Origin of the sequence: Streptomyces sp. NPDC051173 (genome assembly GCF_040689515.1) — a bacterium.
Lineage (GTDB): Bacteria > Actinomycetota > Actinomycetes > Streptomycetales > Streptomycetaceae > Streptomyces.
In genome coordinates this window covers 43,125-61,640 of record NZ_JBFBBD010000006.1, presented here as the reverse complement: position 1 = coordinate 61,640, position 18,516 = coordinate 43,125, and the positions used below count along the sequence as shown (strand labels likewise).

The 18,516-nt window shown below is 73.7% G+C and carries 13 protein-coding genes; 6 read left to right on the top strand and 7 right to left on the bottom strand.

The genetic code is table 11. The annotated features are described in order from the left end of the window. Positions 1-2: 2 nt before the first annotated feature. The 6 genes from AB0435_RS06040 to AB0435_RS06015 all read right to left on the bottom strand — a co-directional run bounded on the left by AB0435_RS06040 (position 3) and on the right by AB0435_RS06015 (position 12,361). Entirely contained in the window at positions 3-767 is a 765-nt protein-coding gene (locus AB0435_RS06040) for an alpha/beta fold hydrolase (RefSeq protein ID WP_366002574.1), read from the bottom strand. Positions 768-885: 118 nt separating this feature from the next. After that, positions 886-2,514: a GMC oxidoreductase gene (locus tag AB0435_RS06035; protein ID WP_366002575.1), complete on the bottom strand. Its 1,629-nt coding sequence runs from the start codon at positions 2,512-2,514 to the stop codon at positions 886-888. An 8-nt stretch (positions 2,515-2,522) separates the two neighbouring features. Then, on the bottom strand, positions 2,523-5,324 hold the full coding sequence (locus tag AB0435_RS06030) for an AAA family ATPase (RefSeq protein ID WP_366002576.1): 2,802 nt from the start codon (positions 5,322-5,324) through the stop codon (positions 2,523-2,525). Further along, positions 5,321-7,903, bottom strand: coding sequence for a LuxR family transcriptional regulator (locus AB0435_RS06025; RefSeq protein ID WP_366426314.1), 2,583 nt, complete (start codon positions 7,901-7,903; stop codon positions 5,321-5,323). Before AB0435_RS06025 ends, AB0435_RS06030 begins: the two co-directional genes overlap by 4 nt. Positions 7,904-7,914: 11 nt before the next feature. After that, the gene (locus AB0435_RS06020; protein ID WP_366426313.1) at positions 7,915-10,752 is read right to left on the bottom strand and encodes an AAA family ATPase; all 2,838 of its coding nucleotides are present in this window, start codon (positions 10,750-10,752) and stop codon (positions 7,915-7,917) included. Between the two features lie 379 nt (positions 10,753-11,131). Next, positions 11,132-12,361 carry an acyl-CoA dehydrogenase family protein gene (locus AB0435_RS06015; protein WP_366002579.1) on the bottom strand — a complete coding sequence of 410 codons (1,230 nt, stop codon included), beginning with the start codon at positions 12,359-12,361 and terminating at the stop codon, positions 11,132-11,134. 150 nt (positions 12,362-12,511) lie between these two features. Between AB0435_RS06015 and AB0435_RS06010 the strand changes: the two genes are divergently transcribed. Next, positions 12,512-13,168, top strand: a complete 657-nt coding sequence (locus AB0435_RS06010) for a TetR family transcriptional regulator (RefSeq protein ID WP_366002580.1) — start codon at positions 12,512-12,514, stop codon at positions 13,166-13,168. A 57-nt stretch (positions 13,169-13,225) separates the two neighbouring features. Here the strand turns inward: AB0435_RS06010 and def are convergent, their stop codons facing one another. Next, positions 13,226-13,765, bottom strand: a complete 540-nt coding sequence (gene def, locus AB0435_RS06005) for a peptide deformylase (protein WP_366002581.1) — start codon at positions 13,763-13,765, stop codon at positions 13,226-13,228. A gap of 165 nt (positions 13,766-13,930) precedes the next feature. Between def and AB0435_RS06000 the strand changes: the two genes are divergently transcribed. The 5 genes from AB0435_RS06000 (at position 13,931) to AB0435_RS05980 (ending at position 18,512) form a co-directional block, all read left to right on the top strand. Further along, positions 13,931-15,169: a MurT ligase domain-containing protein gene (locus tag AB0435_RS06000; RefSeq protein ID WP_301889506.1), complete on the top strand. Its 1,239-nt coding sequence runs from the start codon at positions 13,931-13,933 to the stop codon at positions 15,167-15,169. 29 nt (positions 15,170-15,198) lie between these two features. Further along, a complete protein-coding gene (locus tag AB0435_RS05995) occupies positions 15,199-15,927 on the top strand; it encodes a glutamine amidotransferase (protein WP_366002582.1) in 729 nt (242 codons plus the stop codon). A gap of 129 nt (positions 15,928-16,056) precedes the next feature. Continuing rightward, positions 16,057-17,082, top strand: coding sequence for a 6-phosphofructokinase (locus AB0435_RS05990; protein ID WP_366002583.1), 1,026 nt, complete (start codon positions 16,057-16,059; stop codon positions 17,080-17,082). Between the two features lie 218 nt (positions 17,083-17,300). Then, entirely contained in the window at positions 17,301-18,251 is a 951-nt protein-coding gene (locus tag AB0435_RS05985; RefSeq protein WP_366426312.1) for a cytochrome c oxidase assembly protein, read from the top strand. Positions 18,252-18,353: 102 nt separating this feature from the next. Next, positions 18,354-18,512 carry a hypothetical protein gene (locus AB0435_RS05980; RefSeq protein ID WP_366002585.1) on the top strand — a complete coding sequence of 53 codons (159 nt, stop codon included), beginning with the start codon at positions 18,354-18,356 and terminating at the stop codon, positions 18,510-18,512. Positions 18,513-18,516: the final 4 nt, after the last annotated feature.

The window sequence follows — 18,516 nt, the reverse complement described above, 5'->3', positions numbered from 1 at the left end:
CCTCACGCGCCCTGGCGAGCCCGCAGGTGGTCCGCCATCAGCGTGTTGAGTGCCTTCTGGTGCGAAGCCAGGTAGAAGTGGCCGCCCGGGTAGACGTGGAAGTCGAAGGGGCCCTCGGTGTGCTCGGCCCACGCCCGGGCCTCCTCCAGGGTCACCTTGGGGTCGTCGTCACCGGTCAGCGCGGTCACCGGGCAGTGCAGCGGCTCCCCCGGCTCATAGGCGTAGGTCTCCGCGGCGTGGTAGTCGGCGCGGATCGCCGGGAGGACCATGCGCAGGATCTCGTCGTCGCCGAGGAGCTGTGAGTTGGTGCCGCTCAGCCCCTTCAGCTCGGCGATCAGGCCGTCGTCGTCACGCTGGTGCACGGTCTCGTGCCGGTGCCTGGACGGCGCGCGACGGGCGGAGGCGAAGAGTCCGGCGAGGACGATGCCCTTCTCCCGCTCGAGGCGCCGGGCGACCTCGAAGCCCAGCGTGGCGCCCATGCTGTGCCCGAAGAACGCCAACGGCCGGTCGGCCCACGGGAGCAGCGCGGCGAAGACCCGGTCGGCGAGCTCGGGGATGTTGTCGATGAGCGGCTCCGTGCGGCGGTCCTGGCGGCCGGGGTACTGGAGGCAGATGACGTCGACATCGTCCGGCATGGCCTGCGACACGGGGAAGTAGAAGCTCGCCGAACCACCGGCGTGGGGCAGGCAGACCAGCCGGGTGGCGGCGTCCGGGCGCGGGTGGAACCTGCGGACCCACAGGCCGTTGTCCTCGGTGTTGTCGATCACGGGTCGGTCGTTCCTTCCAACGGAAATTCGACATACAGAACAATGGTGAGCAAGGTGATGAACAACCGTGGGCGGCAGGGCCCTTGCGGCCCCCGCCGCCCACGGTCACCCGGCCACTTTAGGACGCGAGGACGTCCTGCTTGATGATGCGTTCGATGTTCCGTTCGGCAAGTGCGGTGATCGTCACAAAGGGGTTGACACCGATGGAACCGGGGATCAGCGATCCGTCGTTGACATAGAGGTTGGGGTAACCGGCGACCCGGCCGTAGAGGTCGGTGGCCTTGCCGAGGACGCAGCCGCCGAGCGGGTGGTAACAGAAGTCGTCGGCGAACGCCTTGAGCTGGGAGCCGAAGAGGTCGTAGCGGTAGATGGTGCCGTTGGCCTTGTTGATCCGGTCGAAGAGCGATTTCGCGGCGTTGACGGCGGGCGCGTTCTGGTCCCGCGTCCAGCGCAGCAGGGCCCGGTCGGTGGCCTTGTCGTAGACAAAAGTGCCGCGCTCGGGGTTCTTGGTGATGGCGAGGTAGAGGCTGACCCAGGTCTCGAGGCCCGCCGGCATGGGGGCGATCTCCGCGAAGACGGGGGCGGCCGGGTTGGCCCAGTCGTCGATGCCGAGCGCGGGGATCGAGGACTGGTGGGCGCCGGTGGTGTCCCAGACGTGGTTGGCGCGGGCGGTCATGATGTTGCCGTTGGGGCCCCACCCGGCGCCGACCTCGGCGCTGAGGCCGGGCAGGGTGCCGGTGTCCCGGGCCCGTACGAGCAGTTCGGTGGAGCCCAGGCTGCCCGCGCCGAGGAAGAGGTGGCGGCAGGTGATCTGCTTACGGGCGAGCACCTTGCCGTAGGGGTCGGCCTGTTCGACCGTCAGGACGTACTTGCCGTCGGACTGTCTGCCGATCGCCCGGACGGTGTGGAGGGCCTCGATGGTGACCTTGCCGGTGCCGAGGGCGGCCGCCAGATAGCTCTTGTCCAGGCTCCGCTTGCCGTGGTTGTTGCCGTAGATGACCTCGGTGGCCAGCGCCGACTTCGGCACCTCGCCGGCCGCCTCGCGCTGCATGTAGTCGAAGTCGTAGACGTTGGGCACGAAGGTGGTGCCCAGGCCCGCCTTGCGCGCGGCCTCGCGCGAGACCCGGGCGAACTTGTACCACTCGCTCTTCTCGAACCAGTCCGGGTCCATGTGCCCGACCCCGAGCCCGCTGTCGGCGCGCGGGAAGTAGCGGTCGTACATCTCGCCCGAGTCGACCTGCGGCAGCACCTCCTCGAAGTACGCGCGGGACGGGCGTACGGCCATGCCGCCGTTGACCAGCGAGCCACCGCCCACGCCGCGCCCGACGTAGACGGACATGTCGGTGTACTCGACCCGGTCCAGGACTCCGGCGTAGGGCTCGATGTCACGGTTGATGACGTCGAGCCAGAGGAACGAGCCCAGCGGGGCCTTGGTGCGGTTGCGGAACCAGCTGGAGCGCTTGTCGGGTGCGAGCATCCCGTTGAAGATCTTGCCGTCGGGGCCTGGCTGGTTCCACAGCTGGCCCATCTCCAGCATCAGCGTGGGCACTCCGGCCTCGCCGAGGCGCAGGGCGGAGACGGCGGCGCCGTAGCCGGTGCCGATCACCACCGCGGGTACGTACGCGCCGTCGGTGGCCGTGGCCGCGGCGGCGCGTGTCGCGGTGGTGATGGTGGTCGCACCGGCCATGGCGGCGGCACCGAGGGCGGCGATGCCGAGCAGGCGGCGCCGCGAGAGGGGCTGGTTCATTGCGCTGTTCATGCGTGACCTTTCGGACGGGTGACAGTGATCGGGGCCGTCGGAGCACCGCCGGAGGGTGCGGCCGAGGCGTCCGGCAAGAGGTGGGCCAGGGCGGCGAGTTCGCCCCTGCCCGCCACGTCGAGCTTCCGGTAGGCGTGGGTCAGGTGCTTCTCCACCGCCCGGGAGCTCACTTCCAGGAGCTCGGCGATGTCCCGGTTCGCTATCCCCCGCGCGGCGAGCCCGGCCACTCTGCGTTCGCTCCGGGTGAGGGACTCGATCGCGGCGGGGGCCACCGGGCTGGCCATGGCGCACAGTTCGCGGGCCGCCAGGTCCGCGAGCCAGGTCACCCCGCCGGCGAGGGCCTGTTCGCGGCCGCGGCGCAGATGGGTCGCGGCCTCCGGCCGGCCCGCGGCCCGCAGTCTGCGGCCGAGGAGGACGGCCGTGCGGGCGCGCTCCAGACCGTTGACGGACGCCTCCAGGGTGGCGAGGGACTCGCGGAGCAGGGCGATGCCTTGCTCCCCTTCGGTGACGGCCCCCCGCACCCGCTGGGCGCGGCCGATGGCCACGGGGCTGCCCCAGTCGGCCGCCCGCGCGCACTCCTCCTCCAGCAGTTCCCTGGCCTGGGCCATGTGACCCATCCGGTAGTGCAGTCCGGCCGCCCAGGAACGCCAGGGGAAGACGGCGGGGTTGTGCCAGTCGGCGCGTTCGGCGGTCTGGCCCCACTCCAGGAAGTGCTCCAGCGCGGTGGGCAGATCACCGGACCCGGCCGCCACCGAGCCCCGGACGAGGTGCAGGGAGGACGGCTGGTGCCCCTGCCGTACGCCGTCGCGCCGGTAGGCCAGTAGCTTCCGGGCCAGGCCCGTGTCCCGGCTCTCGACGGCGACCATGACGATGCCGACGAGCGACTGGAGCGTCGCCCAGTCGGTCACGCCCAGGGCGAGCGCCTCGTCGACCTGGGCCCGCGCCTCCGCCAGGCGGCCCTGGGCGAGCAGCACATGGGCGAGTTCGACGCTGATCACCGCGCGGGGCACGGTGGCGCCGTCCCTGCGGGCCCGCTCCTGGGCGGTGTGCAGCCAGGGTCCGATGGTGCCGACGGAATCGGCGGCGACCAGGACGTGCGTGAGCAGCGGCAGGGCGGTGTACGCGTGGTCCGGTGTGGCCGGCTCGTACTGCAGGAGGCGGTGGGCGAGCCGGGCGGCCTCCGCAGCGGACACGCCCTGGGCCATGGTCGTGCCGTGCAGCAGTACGGTGACCAGTTCGCGCTCGGCAGCGGTGTGCAGGGAGGGGTCCGGGCCGAGGGAGCGCAGCCGTTCGGCGCTGGTGCGCAGTTGTCCCGGCGCCGTCACCTCGACGTGGCGCAGCCTGGCCTCCAGCCGTAGCGCCTGCTCGCGGTCCCCGCCGGCGAGGTGCCCGGGCGCGCCCAGTTCGTGGGCCAGTTCGCGGATCGCCTCGACGGACGGGGGCGGGCAGCCGCCGAGGAGGGACGGCGGGATGCGCACGGCGGCCAGGGCGCGCTGCGCGGGTGCGGGGATGAGGTCCAGCGCCTGGAAGAGGTGCCGGATCGCGGCGGCCGGGTCGAAGGCGCGCTCGGCGGAGGCGAGGTCGACGAGGAGCGCGGCCCGCTCCGGCCCGTCCGGCGCGCTGCCCAGCAGGGCCCGGCGCAGGCACCGGGCGGCGTCCTCGGGGGCCCCGCAGTGCAGGGCGGCGGCGCCGGCGGCGCGCAGCACCTCCACGGCCCAGTCCTCCTCGCACGAGGGCGCGGCCAGGAGGTGGGCGGCGGCCTCCTCGGCGGGGTACCCGGCGCAGTGCAGGAGGAGTGCGGCGCGGACGTGGTGCTCCTCCTGCTCTGCCGGGCTCAGCAGGTCCTCGGCGGCGTCGCGTACGGCCCGGTGCGCGAAGCGGGGTTCGGGCCCGGCCGTCAGCAGCCCGAGTCCGCGCAGGGCCCGCAGGGCGGTGTCGCGGCCGGTCGGGTCGAGCCCGGCGAGCCGGCCGGCGAGTTCCGGGGCGGTGTGGGTACCGAGGACGGCCAGCACCTCGGCCATGGCCCGCACGGGCCGGGGCTGCGCGCGCAGCGCGGCGGCGAGGCGCTCGCGCAGCGACGGCAGGGGCGACACGGCCACGGCCGCGGCCCGGGCGGTGTCCGGCCCGCCCACCCCGGCGGTGGCATCGATCAGGGCGGTGAGGAACATCGGGTTGCCGCCGCTGATCTCATGACAGGCCATCACATAGACGGGGCCGCCCGCCCTGCCGTGGCGTGCGGCCACGAGCTCGGCGGTGCTCGCCCGGCCGAGCGGCGCCGGGCGCAGGACATGGGCGGCGCTGCCGACGATCTCGTGGACGCGGGGCTCCTCGGCGCGGTGCTCGCCCTCGCGCAGGGTGACGACGGCGGTGATCCGGAGGTGGCCGATCCGGCGGGCGAGCCGGCCGATCCAGCGCAAGGAGTGCGGGTCGGCCCACTGGAGGTCGTCGACGAGCAGCAGCAGGGGCTGCCGTTCGCTGTGCCGGGCGGTGAGGGCGAGGAGTTCTCCGTACGGCTCGTCGCCCTCGGGCGGGTCGGGCAGGAAAGGGTCGAGGAGCTGGCCGGCGACACCGAAGGGGAAGTCCGCTTCCATGGGGGCCGCGCCGGCGGTCAGTACGCGCGTCCCGAGCTGTTCGGCGAGGGGCGGCAGGGCGCGCAGCAGGGCGGTCCGGCCGACGCCGATGCCGCCGGTGACGGCGATGAGCGAGCCGCTGCCCCGGGCGGCGTCGCGCATGGCCCCGTCGATGAGGTCCAGCTCTCGCTGCCGGTCGAGCAGTCGCCGGTCGGGCACGGGCGTCATCGGCTCTTCCTCCCCAAGGGCCCCAGGGCGCGGGCCAGTTCGACGCGTCGGGTGATGCCCAGCTTGCGGTACGCCGCGGCCAGGTGCAGTTCCACGGCGCGCAGGGGCATCGAGAGCTCGGCGGCGATGGCGCGGTTGGTCATGCCGCGCGCGGCGGGGATCGCGACGCGCAGCTCGGCGACGGTCAGCCCGCGGCCAGAAGGGGCCGCCGGGGGGACGGCGGGGGCCTTGGCGGTCCTGACGGTCCGGAGCGCCACTTCCGCGACGTAGCGCAGCCCCTGGTCGATGTTGTCGGGCGCGCCCCAGACGCGGGTGAGGCGGCGCTCCTCGGCCAGCAGGTCGGCGGCCGGTCCGCCGCGCCCGGCGGGGCCGTGGGCCGCGGCGGCGGCCGAACGCCAGGGCAGCAGGACGGGGTTGGCGACCTGCCGGGCGAGCAGGAGGCGGCCGCACTCCAGCAGGTCCGCCAGCGCCGCGCCGCCCTGACCGCCCGCGAGCCGCACCCGGCCCCGCGCGTAGAGCAGGTAGGCCCAGGCCAGGCCGCTCTCGGCACCGGCGGGGCGGACCCCTTCGACGGCGCGCTCGGCGGTCGCGACATCGCCCAGCGCCAGGTGGGCGAGTGCCCGGAGCCCGGCGGGGGCGGGGGCCATCATGGGGTGCCAGCAGTGGGGTGGCATGACGTGCTGGGCGCGGTCGAGGGAGGTGACGGCCGCCTCGGGGCTGCCCTGGTGGAGTGCGGCCTGTGCCTCGACGATCAGGGCGAGCCCGGCGGTCGGGCGGGTGCCGGAGCGCTGTGCCCGCACCAGGATCGCGACCAGCGCGGCCTGCGCCTCGGCGAAGTCACCGGTGAGGAGGAGGGCCTGGCAGGCGGCCAGTTGGGCGGCCGGCGGCGTGGTGTCCCTGGCGGCGGGGGCGAGAGCGGTGCGGGCCAGGGAGCGGGTGCGGTCGATGTCCTGGCCGCGCAGGGCGCAGTGCCAGGCCGCGACACCCGCTTCGGCCGGTTCGGCGGGCAGGTCGGGGAGGGCGGCCACGGCGGGCCGGTCCAGTTCGTGTTCGGCGCCCCGCTGGCTGTGTTCGGCGAGCCAGTACAGCGCCCGCAGCGCGGCCCGGTCCTGTGCGTTCACGTCCGTGTGGTCGAGGACGCGGGCGATCAGCGGCTGTACGGACACCACGTCGCCGCGGGTCACGAGGAGTCCGGCGGCCTCGACCCATGAGGGGCCCGCGGAGGCGTCGGCCCGGGTGAGCAGGACGCTGCGCAGGTGCCGGTCCGAGGCGGCGGGCGAGGTGGCGAGCACGACGGCGCTGAGCTCGACGAAGACCTTCGCCCGCGAGGCCGGCGCCATGGGCTCGCGCAGCGCGCGGTGCAGCAGCCGGGCCGCCGCGCGCAGGTCCCCGACGGCGCGGCAGCGGGCGGCCTCCCGGCGCAGGGCGTCCACGGCCCAGGTGGCGCCGACGACATGGGCGGCGAGCAGCATCCTGGTCAGCCCGCTGTCGGGGACCGCTGCCCGGTGGGCGTGCCGGGCGGCACGGGCGTAGAGCTGCTCGCGCCGGTCCGCGCCGAGGCCGGCGAGCACCGCCTCGGCGGCCCTCGGTTCGTGGAAGGCGGGCCGGTCGCCGTCGGTGAGCAGGCCGGTCCCGGCCAGCCGGGCCACGGCACGGGCGGTGTCGGTGCCGTCGGACTCCGTCAGCGCGGCGATCATGTCGGGAGTGCCGTCCTGACCGCAGACGGCGATGGCCCGCAGGACGTCGAGGAGTTCGGCGGGGAGCGCGGCCGCCGTCCTGGCCGCGCGCTCCCGGAACGCTTCCGCGACGCTGTCGACGAGGTGCGGCAGGTGGTCGGCGGCGGGCGGCCAGTCGTGCCGGGCGAATCTGCCGGCCACCGTGCGCAGCAGGGTGGGGTTGCCGCCGGCGGCGTGGGCGGCGGCCGTGCCGAAGGCCGGGTCGACGGGCCGCCCGTGGGCCCGGGTGAGGAGTTCGGTCACCCCGGCGGCGGACAGCGGGGCCGGGGTGAGGGTGTGGCGGGCCACGGTGCGCCCGGTGGTGGAAGAGCCGGGCTCCAGCGGGTCGTGGGTGCCGTCCGCGAGGACGCCACAGCGGGTGGTCAGCAGCATCATCGGCGCGTCCGGGAGCAACCGGGCCAGGGACCGGAGCCAGCGCCACGAGTGCGGATCGGCCCACTGGGTGTCGTCCACGGCGACGAGCAGGGGCTGTACGCGGGCCGCGGCGAGGAAGACCTGGCACAGCGCCTCGACGATGACGGTGTCGTCCGAGTCGGACGGCGGTGCGTCGTCGGGCCGCCCGAGGGCGGCGAGGAGCTGGTCGGCGATGCCGTAGCGCAGTGCGGACTCCTCCCACGACGCGTGGGCGGTGACGACGCGGACCCCCGCCCGCCCGGCGAGCGTGACCGCCTGGTTCAGCAGGGCGCTGCGGCCGCTGCCGGGTCCTCCGTCGATCTCGACGAGGGCGGACGGGCCGCCGCGCAGTCCGTTCAGCAGGTCGCGCAGCAGCTTCTGTTCGCGGTCCCGCTCGACGAGCGCCGTGCCCCCGTGCCCGGCCCAGTGTCCTGTGTTCCCGTGCGTCACCCGCGGCTCTCCTAGTGGCTCGGGGCGCGGGTGTCGGCCGGTGAGCGGCGCGGTCCGTCGGCCGCGTGGCGGCGTGGGCGGTACGGGGCGTCGAGGGAGGGGGGCAGGTCGGCGCGGCCTCGGACGTCGAGCTTGCGGTAGACGTTCGTCAGGTGGGCCTCGACGGTGCGGAGGCTGAGGAAGAGGGTGGCGGCGATCTCCTTGTTGCTGATGCCGCGCCGGGCGAGCGCGGCGACGCGGCGTTCACTCTCGGTCAGGGAGTCGACCGGGCTGACGGCGAGCCGGGACATCCGGCCGCCCGCGGCGACGAGCAGTTTCCGGGCGCGGGCGGCGAGCATGTGATAGCCGCAGCCGGTGGCGAGTTCGACGGTGCGGCGCAGGTGGCGGCGCGCGTCGGCGGTGGCTCCGTGCGCCAGGAGCTCGCAGCCGAGCTGGTATTCGGCCTTGGCGCGCTCGAGGCGGGCCGGGGAGGCGGCCAGGGCGTCCACGGCCTCGCCGAGCAGGTCCAGCCGGGCCTTGCCCTCGGCGACGACACCGGCGGCGATCAGCCCGAGGCCGATGGCGCGCGGGGTTCCCCAGCGGCGTACGGCCTCCTGCGAGCGTTCGGCGAGTTCCGCGGCGGCCCTGGTCCGGCCCTGCTGCACGAGGGTGGTGGTGGCGGGCAGCCACCAGGGGGCGAGGACCGGGTTGCTGATGCCCGCCGCCTCCAGGCTGCGTCCGCAGTGCAGCCACAGTTCCAGCGCGCCTTCGAGGTCGCCCCGCTCCCGCCGGGCCCTGCCCTTGGTGTAGAGGAACTGGTGCCATTCCCAGACGCCTTGGGCGACGGCCGGGCCGGCGATGCTGTCGAGCAGGGCGTCGGCCTCCTCGGCGTCGCCCTGGGAGAGCAGGGCGGTGGCGAGGGCGAGGGCCGGCATGGTGGCGCCGGGGCAGCCCGCCCGCGCGGCGAGGTCGACGGCGGTGCGGGCGGTCGTGACGGCCGTGGCGACGTCGCCGGTGCCGTGCAGGGTGAGGGACTGCCCGCAGAGCGCGGCGATGTGGGTCCACGGTTCGTGGCGCGCCCGGCTGTCGGAGACGCACCGCTCGAACGCCTCCATCGCCTCGTCCACTTCGTCGGCGAGGGCGAGGACGATGGAGGCGCCGAGCACGCAGGGGCCGACGGGTGCGGGTGACTCGATCCACAGGGCGCGGCGGGCCAGGTCGACGGCCTGGTCCGCGGGGCCGCCGTCGAAGGCGGCGAGGGTGCTCAGGGAGGCCAGCAGGTGGCGTTCGCCACGGCTGTCGCCGCGGGGTACGGGCCAGTCGCGGGCCCGTTCGCGCGCCGCGGCCAGGGCGGTGCGGTCGTTGACGGCGGTGACGAGGAGGGCGGCCGCGACGGGGGTGCGGAGCCCGTGGCCCGGGGTGCCGGGCTCCGTCGGCAGGGTGTCGAGCACGGCGCCCAGCTCCCGTACGGCCTGGGGGGCGCGGCGGGTGCCGACGGCGGTCAGCCCGTACTCCACGACGATGCGGGCCCGGTCGTGCGGGCGGGTGGCCTCGGCGAGCGCCTGCCGCAGTTGCGCGAGGGTGGTCGCGGGGGCCAAGGGGGCGGAGGTCCGGGCCAGTTCGACGCGTATCTCCTGGCGGAGGCCGCCGGTGGGTCCGGCGGCGAGGACGCGGCGCAGGCAGCGCATGGCGGCCCGCGCGGTGGTGCGGTCCGGTGCCTGGGCGGCGGCCGCGCGGAGCACGCCGGGCATCCACGGCTCGGCCGGCTCCTTGAGGTGGACGAGCTGGGCGGCGACCTCGCAGGCGGGCCGGCCCGCGTCGTTGAGCAGCCGGGCGGCGCGGGCGCGCAGTGTCTCCCGCTCGGGGGCGGGCAGTTCGGCGAGGACGGCGCGGCGGACGGCTTCCCGTATGACGGTGGGGTGGCCGGCCGGTGCGACGATCCCGGCGCGGCGCAGGGCCTCCAGCGCGGCCGTCAGGCGTCGGCCGGTCACCGTCGAGAGCGCGCCGAGCAGTTCGGGGTCGGTGTGGCCGAGGACGGCGACGGCGCGGGCGACGGCGCGGACGGGACCGGCCTGTGCGGACAGCCGCGCCTTCGCGGAGCGGGTGAGGAGGTCCTCGCCGACGGCACGCAGCCGGTGGAGGCCGTCCGTGTCGGGGCGGATGCCCGCCGCGCGCGCGTCGGTGAGCAGCCGGGTCAGCAGCCCGGGGTTGCCGCCGGAGAGCTCCGCGCAGTGCTGGAGGAAGAGTTCCGCCGGGGGCCGGCCCAGAGCCCGGGTCACGACGGCGGCGGTGGCCGCGGGGTCGAGCGGGCCGAGGTCCAGGGCCGTGCAGCCGTCGTGGGCGAGCAGCGCGGAGAGCGCGTCCGCGCCGGGCCCGGGGCGTTCGGTGCGCTGGGCGAGGATCACCAGGAGGGGTAAGGAGGCTGCGCGGCGGAGCACGAAGCCCAGGCCGTTCAGGGAGGCTTCGTCGCAGGCCTGGGCGTCGTCGAGGATGAGAGCGAGCGGCCCGTCCGCCAGGAGGCCGGTGGCACGGCGGTGGAGCGCGCGGTGGACGGCGTACGCGGCGGGGGCGCCGGTGGCCGCCGGGAGGCCGGCGTCGAAGGGCTCGAAGAGGTCGCGCACGGCCTGGTGTTCGCGGGCGCCGGGCCGTGCCGTGCGGTGGCGTACGGTCATGCCGGTGGAGGTCAGGCGTTCGGCGAGGGCCGCCAGGAGCGCGGTCCTGCCGATTCCGGCCGGGCCACGGACGACGACGGCCCGCGCGGATCCGGCGCGCGCGGCCGCCGCCGTCCGCAGGAGGCCGTCCAGCGCGTGGGAGCGGCCGGGCAGGTGCCGCCAGGAGGCGTCCCGGCCCCGATCGCTGCTGACCGCCACGGCGCTTCCTCCCCCATGAAGCCACGCTTGAGCTCCGGTGATCGACGCGCACCGGAGGGCGGTTCCCAAGAGTGACCGCCAAGACCGGACTTGCACGAACAAGATCGGAAACGACGGTATCAGCACGGCCGATGAGCACCCATGACGTTTGAGCCATAACCGGCAGTGCAGGTATGGCCAAAGATACGTGTCGGGCCCCTTGGTGCCTACAGCTTGCCACCCGTCAGCGGCCCCTTTTCGATCGAGCCGAAAACTGTCCGCAACTGTCCGCCCGCGAAAACCCGACACATCCACGTCATTTATCTGCTGTAAAATCCCCCGATTTCGCCGCGAGTTCAGCGGCCGCCGGGCCCGGGGCCCGCGGAGCTCGCCGCCGGACCTACCGGATCGGCATCCCCGACAGTGTGCGAGCGATGACGAGGCGCTGGATCTCGCTCGTACCCTCGAAAATCGTGTAGATGGCGGCGTCGCGGTGCATGCGCTCCACCGGGTACTCACGGGTGTAGCCGTTGCCGCCGAGGATCTGCATCGCCTGGGCCGTCACGGCCTTCGCCGTCTCCCCCGCGAAGAGCTTCGACATGGAACCCTCCGCCGCGGTGAAGGGCTTGCCCGCCGTGGCCATCCAGGAGGCGCGCCAGACCAGGAGGCGGGCGGCGTCCACGCGGGTGCGCATGTCGGCGAGCTGGAAGGCGATGCCCTGGTTGTCGATGATGGGGCGGCCGAACTGGACCCTCGTCTTGGCGTAGTCGAGGGCCACCTCGTACGCCGCGCGGGCGATGCCGACCGCCTGGGCGCCGACCGCGGGGCGGGACGCCTCGAAGGTGGCCATCGCGGCGTTCGGCGACCCCGCGCCGCGCTGCCCCGCCGCCCGCTCCCGCGCCCTGGCCAGCCGCTCGTCCAGCTTCTCCTTGCCGCCGAGCAGGCAGTGGCCGGGGACGCGCACGCCGTCGAGGACGACCTCGGCGGTGTGCGAGGCGCGGATGCCGTGCTTCTTGAACTTCTGCCCCTGGGAGAGCCCCGGGGTGCCGGGCGGGATGATGAAGGAGGCGTGGCCGCGCGAGCCCAGCTCCGGGTCGACCACGGCGACGACGACGTGGACGTTGGCGATGCCGCCGTTGGTCGCCCAGGTCTTGGTGCCGTTGATCACCCACTCGTCCTTCGCCTGGTCGTAGACGGCGCGGGTGCGCATGGCGGAGACGTCCGAACCGGCGTCGGGCTCGGAGGAGCAGAAGGCGGCCACCTTCACATCGGCCGCGTCGCCGTACATCTGCGGCACCCAGGTGCCGATCTGCTCCTCGGTGCCGTTGGTGAGCACGCCGATCGCGGCGAGGCCCGTGCCCGCGATGGCGAGCCCGAGGCCCGCGTCGCCCCAGAAGAGCTCCTCCAGGGTGAGCGGGACGCCGAGGCCGGTGGGGTCGAAGAACTGCTGCGCGTAGAAGTCGAGGGAGTAGAGCCCGATCTTGGCGGCCTCCTGCACAACCGGCCAGGGGAACTCCTCGCGCTCGTCCCACTCCGCGGCGGCCGGGCGCATCACGTCGGCCGCGAAGCCGTGGATCCAGTCACGAATACCCCGCTGATCCTCGTCGAGCTCCATCATGAACTGCGTCACGACCCCTCCAACTCGTCATTACTCGCGGTAACATGAGTATGTTACCCGTCAGTAGGGGGAGTCAACAGCCCGGCCGCCCGGATTCGCTGAGTGGGCTTGGTGTTACGTTGCGCAGGCGTTACCGGAAACAGGGGCGGGGAGGCGGGTCCTATGGAAACCAGTCAGCGGGACGATCAGCAACGGGCCGCGGAGCGGCGGCGCAAGGAGCTGCTGGAGGCCGCGGACCGGGTGGTGCTGCGGGACGGGCCGGGGGCGTCCATGAACGCCATCGCGGCGGAGGCGGGCATCACCAAGCCCATCCTCTACCGGCACTTCGGCGACAAGGGCGGGCTCTACCGCGCCCTGGCCACACGGCACACGGAGGCGCTGCTCGCGGGCCTCCGCGCCGCGCTCGACGCCCCGGCGGCCACCCGGCGCGACCGCGTCGAGGCGACGCTCGACACCTATCTGGTGGCCATAGAGACCCGGCCGCAGGTCTACCGCTTCCTGATGCACCCCGCCGACGAGGGCCACTCCTCCGACCAGGCCGAGCAGGGCTTCGACGTGGGCCGGCACTCCGCGCCGCTGCTGCGCCGGCTCGGCGAGGAGCTGGCGCAGGTGATAGCCGAGCGCGTCGACCTCGGGCCGGGCAGCGACGAGCTGGCCCGCGCGTGGGGGCACGGCATCGTCGGCATGATGCACGCGGCGGGCGACTGGTGGCTGCGCGAGCGGCCGTTCCCGCGGGAGAACCTCGTGCGGCACCTCGCGGATCTGCTGTGGGGCCGGCTCGCGGCCGCGGGCGACCTGGAGGGCGGCCCGGCCTTCTGAGCGGGGCTCAGGCTCCGGGCCTGGCCCGTGGGCACGGGTCCCGGCCCGTGGCACGGGTCAGGCCGCCCAGGGCGCCTTACGGACGGCCCGCAGCGCGCGGCGCCGCCGAAAGCCCGTCAGATGGTCGAGGTACAGACCGCCGTCGAGGTGGTCGCACTCGTGCTGCAGGCACCGGGCGAAGAACCCGGTGCCGCTCACGCGCACCGGGGCGCCGTCCACGGTGAAGCCCTCCACCACGGCGTGGTCGAAGCGCGGGGTGCCCGCCTCGATGCCCGGCACCGACAGACAGCCCTCGGGCCCGCGGACGACGACGCCGTCGGCCTCCACCAGGCGGGGGTTGACGAGGTGCCCGAGGTGACGGCGGTCCTCGTCGTCGGGGCAGTCGTGGACGAAGACCCGCAGCGGGACGCCGATCTGGTTGGCGGCCAGGCCCACGCCCTGCGCCGCGTACATCGTGGCGAACATGTCCTCGACGAGTTTCGCCAGGTCAGGACCGAATTCCGTGACCTCTTCGCACGGTGTGCCAAGACCCCGGTCGCCGAGCAGCCGCATGGGCCGCACCTGTCCCGCGCTGCCGGGAATCGAGCTTGTTCGCATGGGGTCAAGCGTACGTTCCAGGGGCTCTGGGTTCGGGCCCCCGGCCGGATCTCGATAGGCTGAGCCCCGACCGAAGCCTCCTGGCCGGCGTTCGGCGCGAAGGGGGCGTTCCACCCGCGGTCCAGGAACAGGCGGCGGCGCCGGATGCAAGGAGGATCTAGGACGATGGCAGGCAACACGGGGCCGCTGTCGCCGCGGGCCAAGCTGGCCGTGACGGCGGGCAAGGCTGCTGCGGCGGTGTCGCGAGCCGCGGGCCGCGGCAGCGGATCGGTGATCGGCGGCAAGGTCGCGCTCAAGCTCGACCCCGATCTGCTGGCCCGGCTGGCGACCCACCTGGACGTGGTCCTGGTGTCCGCGACCAACGGCAAGACGACCACGACCCGGCTGATCGCCGAGGCGCTGCGGGCCAGCGGCCCGGTGGTCTCCAACGCGCTGGGCGCGAACATGCCGGCAGGCATCACCTCCGCCCTCGCGGGCGGCTCGGACGCGCGCTACGGCGTGATCGAGGTGGACGAGAAGTACCTCGCGGGCGTCGCCCGGGACGTCTCGCCCAAGGCCATAGCGCTGCTGAACCTCTCGCGCGACCAGCTCGACCGGGCCGCGGAGACGCGCATGCTCGCCGAGAAGTGGCGCGAGGGTCTGGCGGGCACCAAGGCCGTGGTGATCGCCAACGCGGACGACCCGCTGATCGTATGGGCCGCCTCCTCCTCGCCGAACGTGGTGTGGGTGGCGGCCGGCCAGGAGTGGAAGGACGACGCCTGGTCGTGCCCGTCGTGCGGTGGCGTGATGCAGCGCCCCGGCGACGACTGGTTCTGCGGCGAGTGCGGCTTCCGCCGGCCGACCCCGAGCTGGGCGCTGTCGGGCGACTACGTCCTCGACCCGCACGGCAGCGCGTGGCCGATCCACCTCCAGCTGCCCGGCCGGGCCAACAAGGCGAACGCCACCACGTCGGCGGCCGTCGCGGCCACCTTCGGGGTGCCGCCGCAGGTCGCGCTGGAGCGGATGTACCAGGTGCAGGCCGTCGCGGGCCGGTTCGACGTGGTGTCGTTCCTGGGCCGTGACGTCCGGCTGCTGCTGGCGAAGAACCCGGCCGGCTGGCTGGAGACCTTCTCCCTCATCGACGGCCCGCCCGCCCCGGTGATCCTGGGCGTGAACGCGCGCGGCGCGGACGGCACGGACACCTCGTGGCTGTGGGACGTCGACTACACCCGCCTCGCCGGGCACCCGATCTTCGTGATCGGCGACCGCAAGCTCGACCTCGCGGTGCGCCTGGAGGTCGCGGGCCTGGACTTCCGGGTCTGCGAGACCGTCGACGAGGCGGTGCAGTCCGCACCGCCCGGCAGGATCGAGCTGATCGCGAACTACACGGCGTTCCAGGACGTGCGCCGCCGCGTCGGCAACTGACCCCGCGAGCACTTGACAGGATTGTGAGCATGAGCCAGAACAGTCTGCGTGTCGTGTGGGTCTACCCCGACCTGCTCAGCACCTACGGCGACCAGGGCAACGCCCTGGTCCTGGAGCGGCGCGCGCGCCAGCGCCGCCTGGATGTCCAGCGTGTGGACATCCGCTCCGACCAGCCCATCCCGACCTCCGGTGACATCTACCTGATCGGTGGCGGTGAGGACCGTCCGCAGCGGCTGGCGGCCGAGCGGCTGCGCCGTGACGGCGGTCTGAACCGGGCCGTCGCCAACGGCGCGATCGTCTTCTCGGTCTGCGCCGGCTACCAGATCCTGGGCCACGAGTTCATCAACGACCTGGGCCAGCGCGAGCAGGGACTGGGGCTGCTGGACGTCGTGAGCACCCGCGGTGAGGACGAGCGGTGCGTCGGTGACGTGCTGGCCGACGTCGACGAACGGCTGGGCCTGCCCCCGCTGACCGGCTTCGAGAACCACCAGGGCGTCACCCATGTCGGCCGCAACGCGCGTCCCTTCGCGCGGGTGCGGGTCGGCAGGGGCAACGGCACGGGCGACGGCACCGAGGGCGCGTACAACGACACCGTCTTCGGTACGTACATGCACGGCCCGGTCATGGCCCGCAACCCGCACATCGCGGACATGCTGATCAAGCTGGCGCTGGACGTCAACGCCCTCCCGCCGGTCGACGACCGCTGGTACGACGCGCTGCGCGAGGAGCGCATCGCGGCGGCGACCCAGCCCGCCTGAGCCGCGGAACGGGCCGGCGGCCCGGATGACGGACGGTTGTGTCCCCCGCCACCCACCGCTTGTAGGGTGGCGGGGATCCAGCCGGACGACGGGGTCCGGTCTCCGGCCCTGTTGTGAAGGTTCCCTGTCATGCGCATTGGTGTACTCACCTCCGGTGGCGACTGCCCCGGCCTGAACGCCGTCATCAGGTCCGTCGTCCACCGCGCCGTCGTCGACCACGGCGACGAGGTCATCGGCTTCCACGACGGCTGGCGAGGGCTGCTGGAGGCCGACTACCGCAAGCTCGACCTGGACGCGGTGGCGGGCATCCTCGCCACCGGTGGCACGGTCCTGGGTTCCTCGCGGGTGCAGCCCGCACAGCTGCGGGACGGTGTCGAGCGGGCCAAGGGCCACGTCGCCGACCTCGGTCTCGACGCCGTCATCCCGATCGGCGGCGAGGGCACGCTCAAGGCGGCCCGGCTGCTGTCCGACGCGGGCCTGCCCATCGTGGGCGTCCCGAAGACCATCGACAACGACATCGCGTCGACCGACGTGACCTTCGGCTTCGACACGGCCGTGGGGGTCGCCACCGAAGCCCTGGACCGGCTGAAGACGACCGCCGAGTCGCACCAGCGCGTGCTGATCGTCGAGGTCATGGGCCGGCACACCGGCTGGATCGCCCTGCACTCGGGCATGGCCGCGGGCGCGCACGCCATCGTCGTGCCGGAGCGCCCCTTCGACATCGACGAGCTGACCGAGGTCGTCGGCCGCCGCTTCGAGGACGGCAAGCGCTTCGCGATCGTGGTGGTCGCCGAGGGCGCCAAGCCGCGCGAGGGCTCGATGGCCTTCGAGATCGGCGCCACGGACGTCTACGGCCACGAGCGCTTCGCGGGCGTCGCCCGGCAGCTCGCCGGCGAGCTGGAGCGGCGCCTGGGCAAGGAGGCCCGCCCGGTGATACTCGGCCACGTGCAGCGCGGCGGTACGCCCACGGCGTACGACCGGGTGCTGGCGACGCGCTTCGGCTGGCACGCGGTGGAGGCCGCGCACCAGCGGGCGTTCGGGATGATGACGGCACTGCGCGGCACGGACATCACGCTGGTGCCGCTGGCGGAAGCGGTCGAAAGCCTCAAGACGGTGCCGCAGGAGCGGTACTCCGAGGTGGAGTGCGTTCTCTGAGACCGGGCGTGGCCGGGCGTGTGCTCCGGCTGCAGCCCGCGGACAACGAACTCACGGTCCGCACATCCAGCCCGTCCGGCGTTTGAGGACGCTCCCGCAGGGAGCTCCCGCCGCAGGCGGCGACGGACCCGCACCCGGGAGCGGCCCCCGGCCATCGCTCCGGTCCAGGGCGCCTCTAGTCTTGACGAGGCGCATTGGTGCGAAATAGGAGAGAGCGGATGGATCACAGCGGGCACGGCATGATGATGGACATGCCGCCGTTCACGCTGGGACGGGGGTTGCAGTACAGCAGCGAACCCTTCTTCTTGATCGGCTGCCTGCTGGCGCTGGGGCTGTACGGCTGGGGCGTGGTCCGGCTGCGGCGGCGCGGCGACGCCTGGCCCGTGGGCCGGATCGTCGCGTTCGTGACCGGCGTGCTGACCGTGGCGCTGGTGATGTGCACCAAGCTGAACGACTACGGCATGGTCATGTTCAGCGTGCACATGGTGCAGCACATGGTGATCAGCATGCTCTCGCCGATCCTGCTGCTGATGGGCGCGCCGGTGACGCTGACGCTGCGGGCGCTGCCCGCGGCCGGGCGGGGCCGCAGGGGTCCCCGCGAATGGCTGGTGTCGCTGCTGCACAGCCGCTACATGCGGATCATCACGCACCCGGCCTTCACGATCCCGCTGTTCATCGCGAGCCTGTACGCGCTGTACTTCACCCCGCTCTTCGACTTCCTCATGGAGACGAAGACCGGGCACATCGCGATGATGGTGCACTTCCTGGCCGTGGGCCTGGTGTTCTTCTGGCCGATCATGGGCGTGGACCCGGGACCGCACCGGCCCGGCTATGTGATGCGGATGCTGGAGCTCTTCGCGGGCATGCCGTTCCACGCCTTCTTCGGCATCGCGCTGATGATGGCCTCGGAGCCGATGATCGGCACCTATATGCACCCGCCGGCCTCGCTGGGCATCGACCCGCTGGAGGACCAGCAGGCCGGTGGCGGCATCGCCTGGGCGTTCAGCGAGATCCCGTCGGTCGTGGTGCTGCTGGCCCTCGTCCTCCAGTGGTACCGCTCGGAGCAGCGGCAGGCCCGCCGCTTCGACCGCGCCGCGGACCGCGACGGTGACAAGGAGCTGGCGGCCTACAACGCCTACCTGGCGTCGCTCCAGGGCCGGGGGCAGTAGGCGGATGCCGTAGCGGCAGGGGCCGCGGCCGGGAGACGATGGTCTCCTGGCCGCGGCCCTTTCGCTTGCCACGCGTCCGGGCCGCCGTGAGGAGGTGCGGGGATGCCCGGATCGACGAAGGCGATGGCGGTGCTGACGGTGGGCTCGCTCGTCGTCGTGACCGCGTACTCGGTGACGATCGGCAGCGACGGCTGGCTGTGGTTCACATGGGTGCTGCTGGGGCTGCTGACGATAGGGGCGTCGGCGACCAGGAGAACGTAAGGGC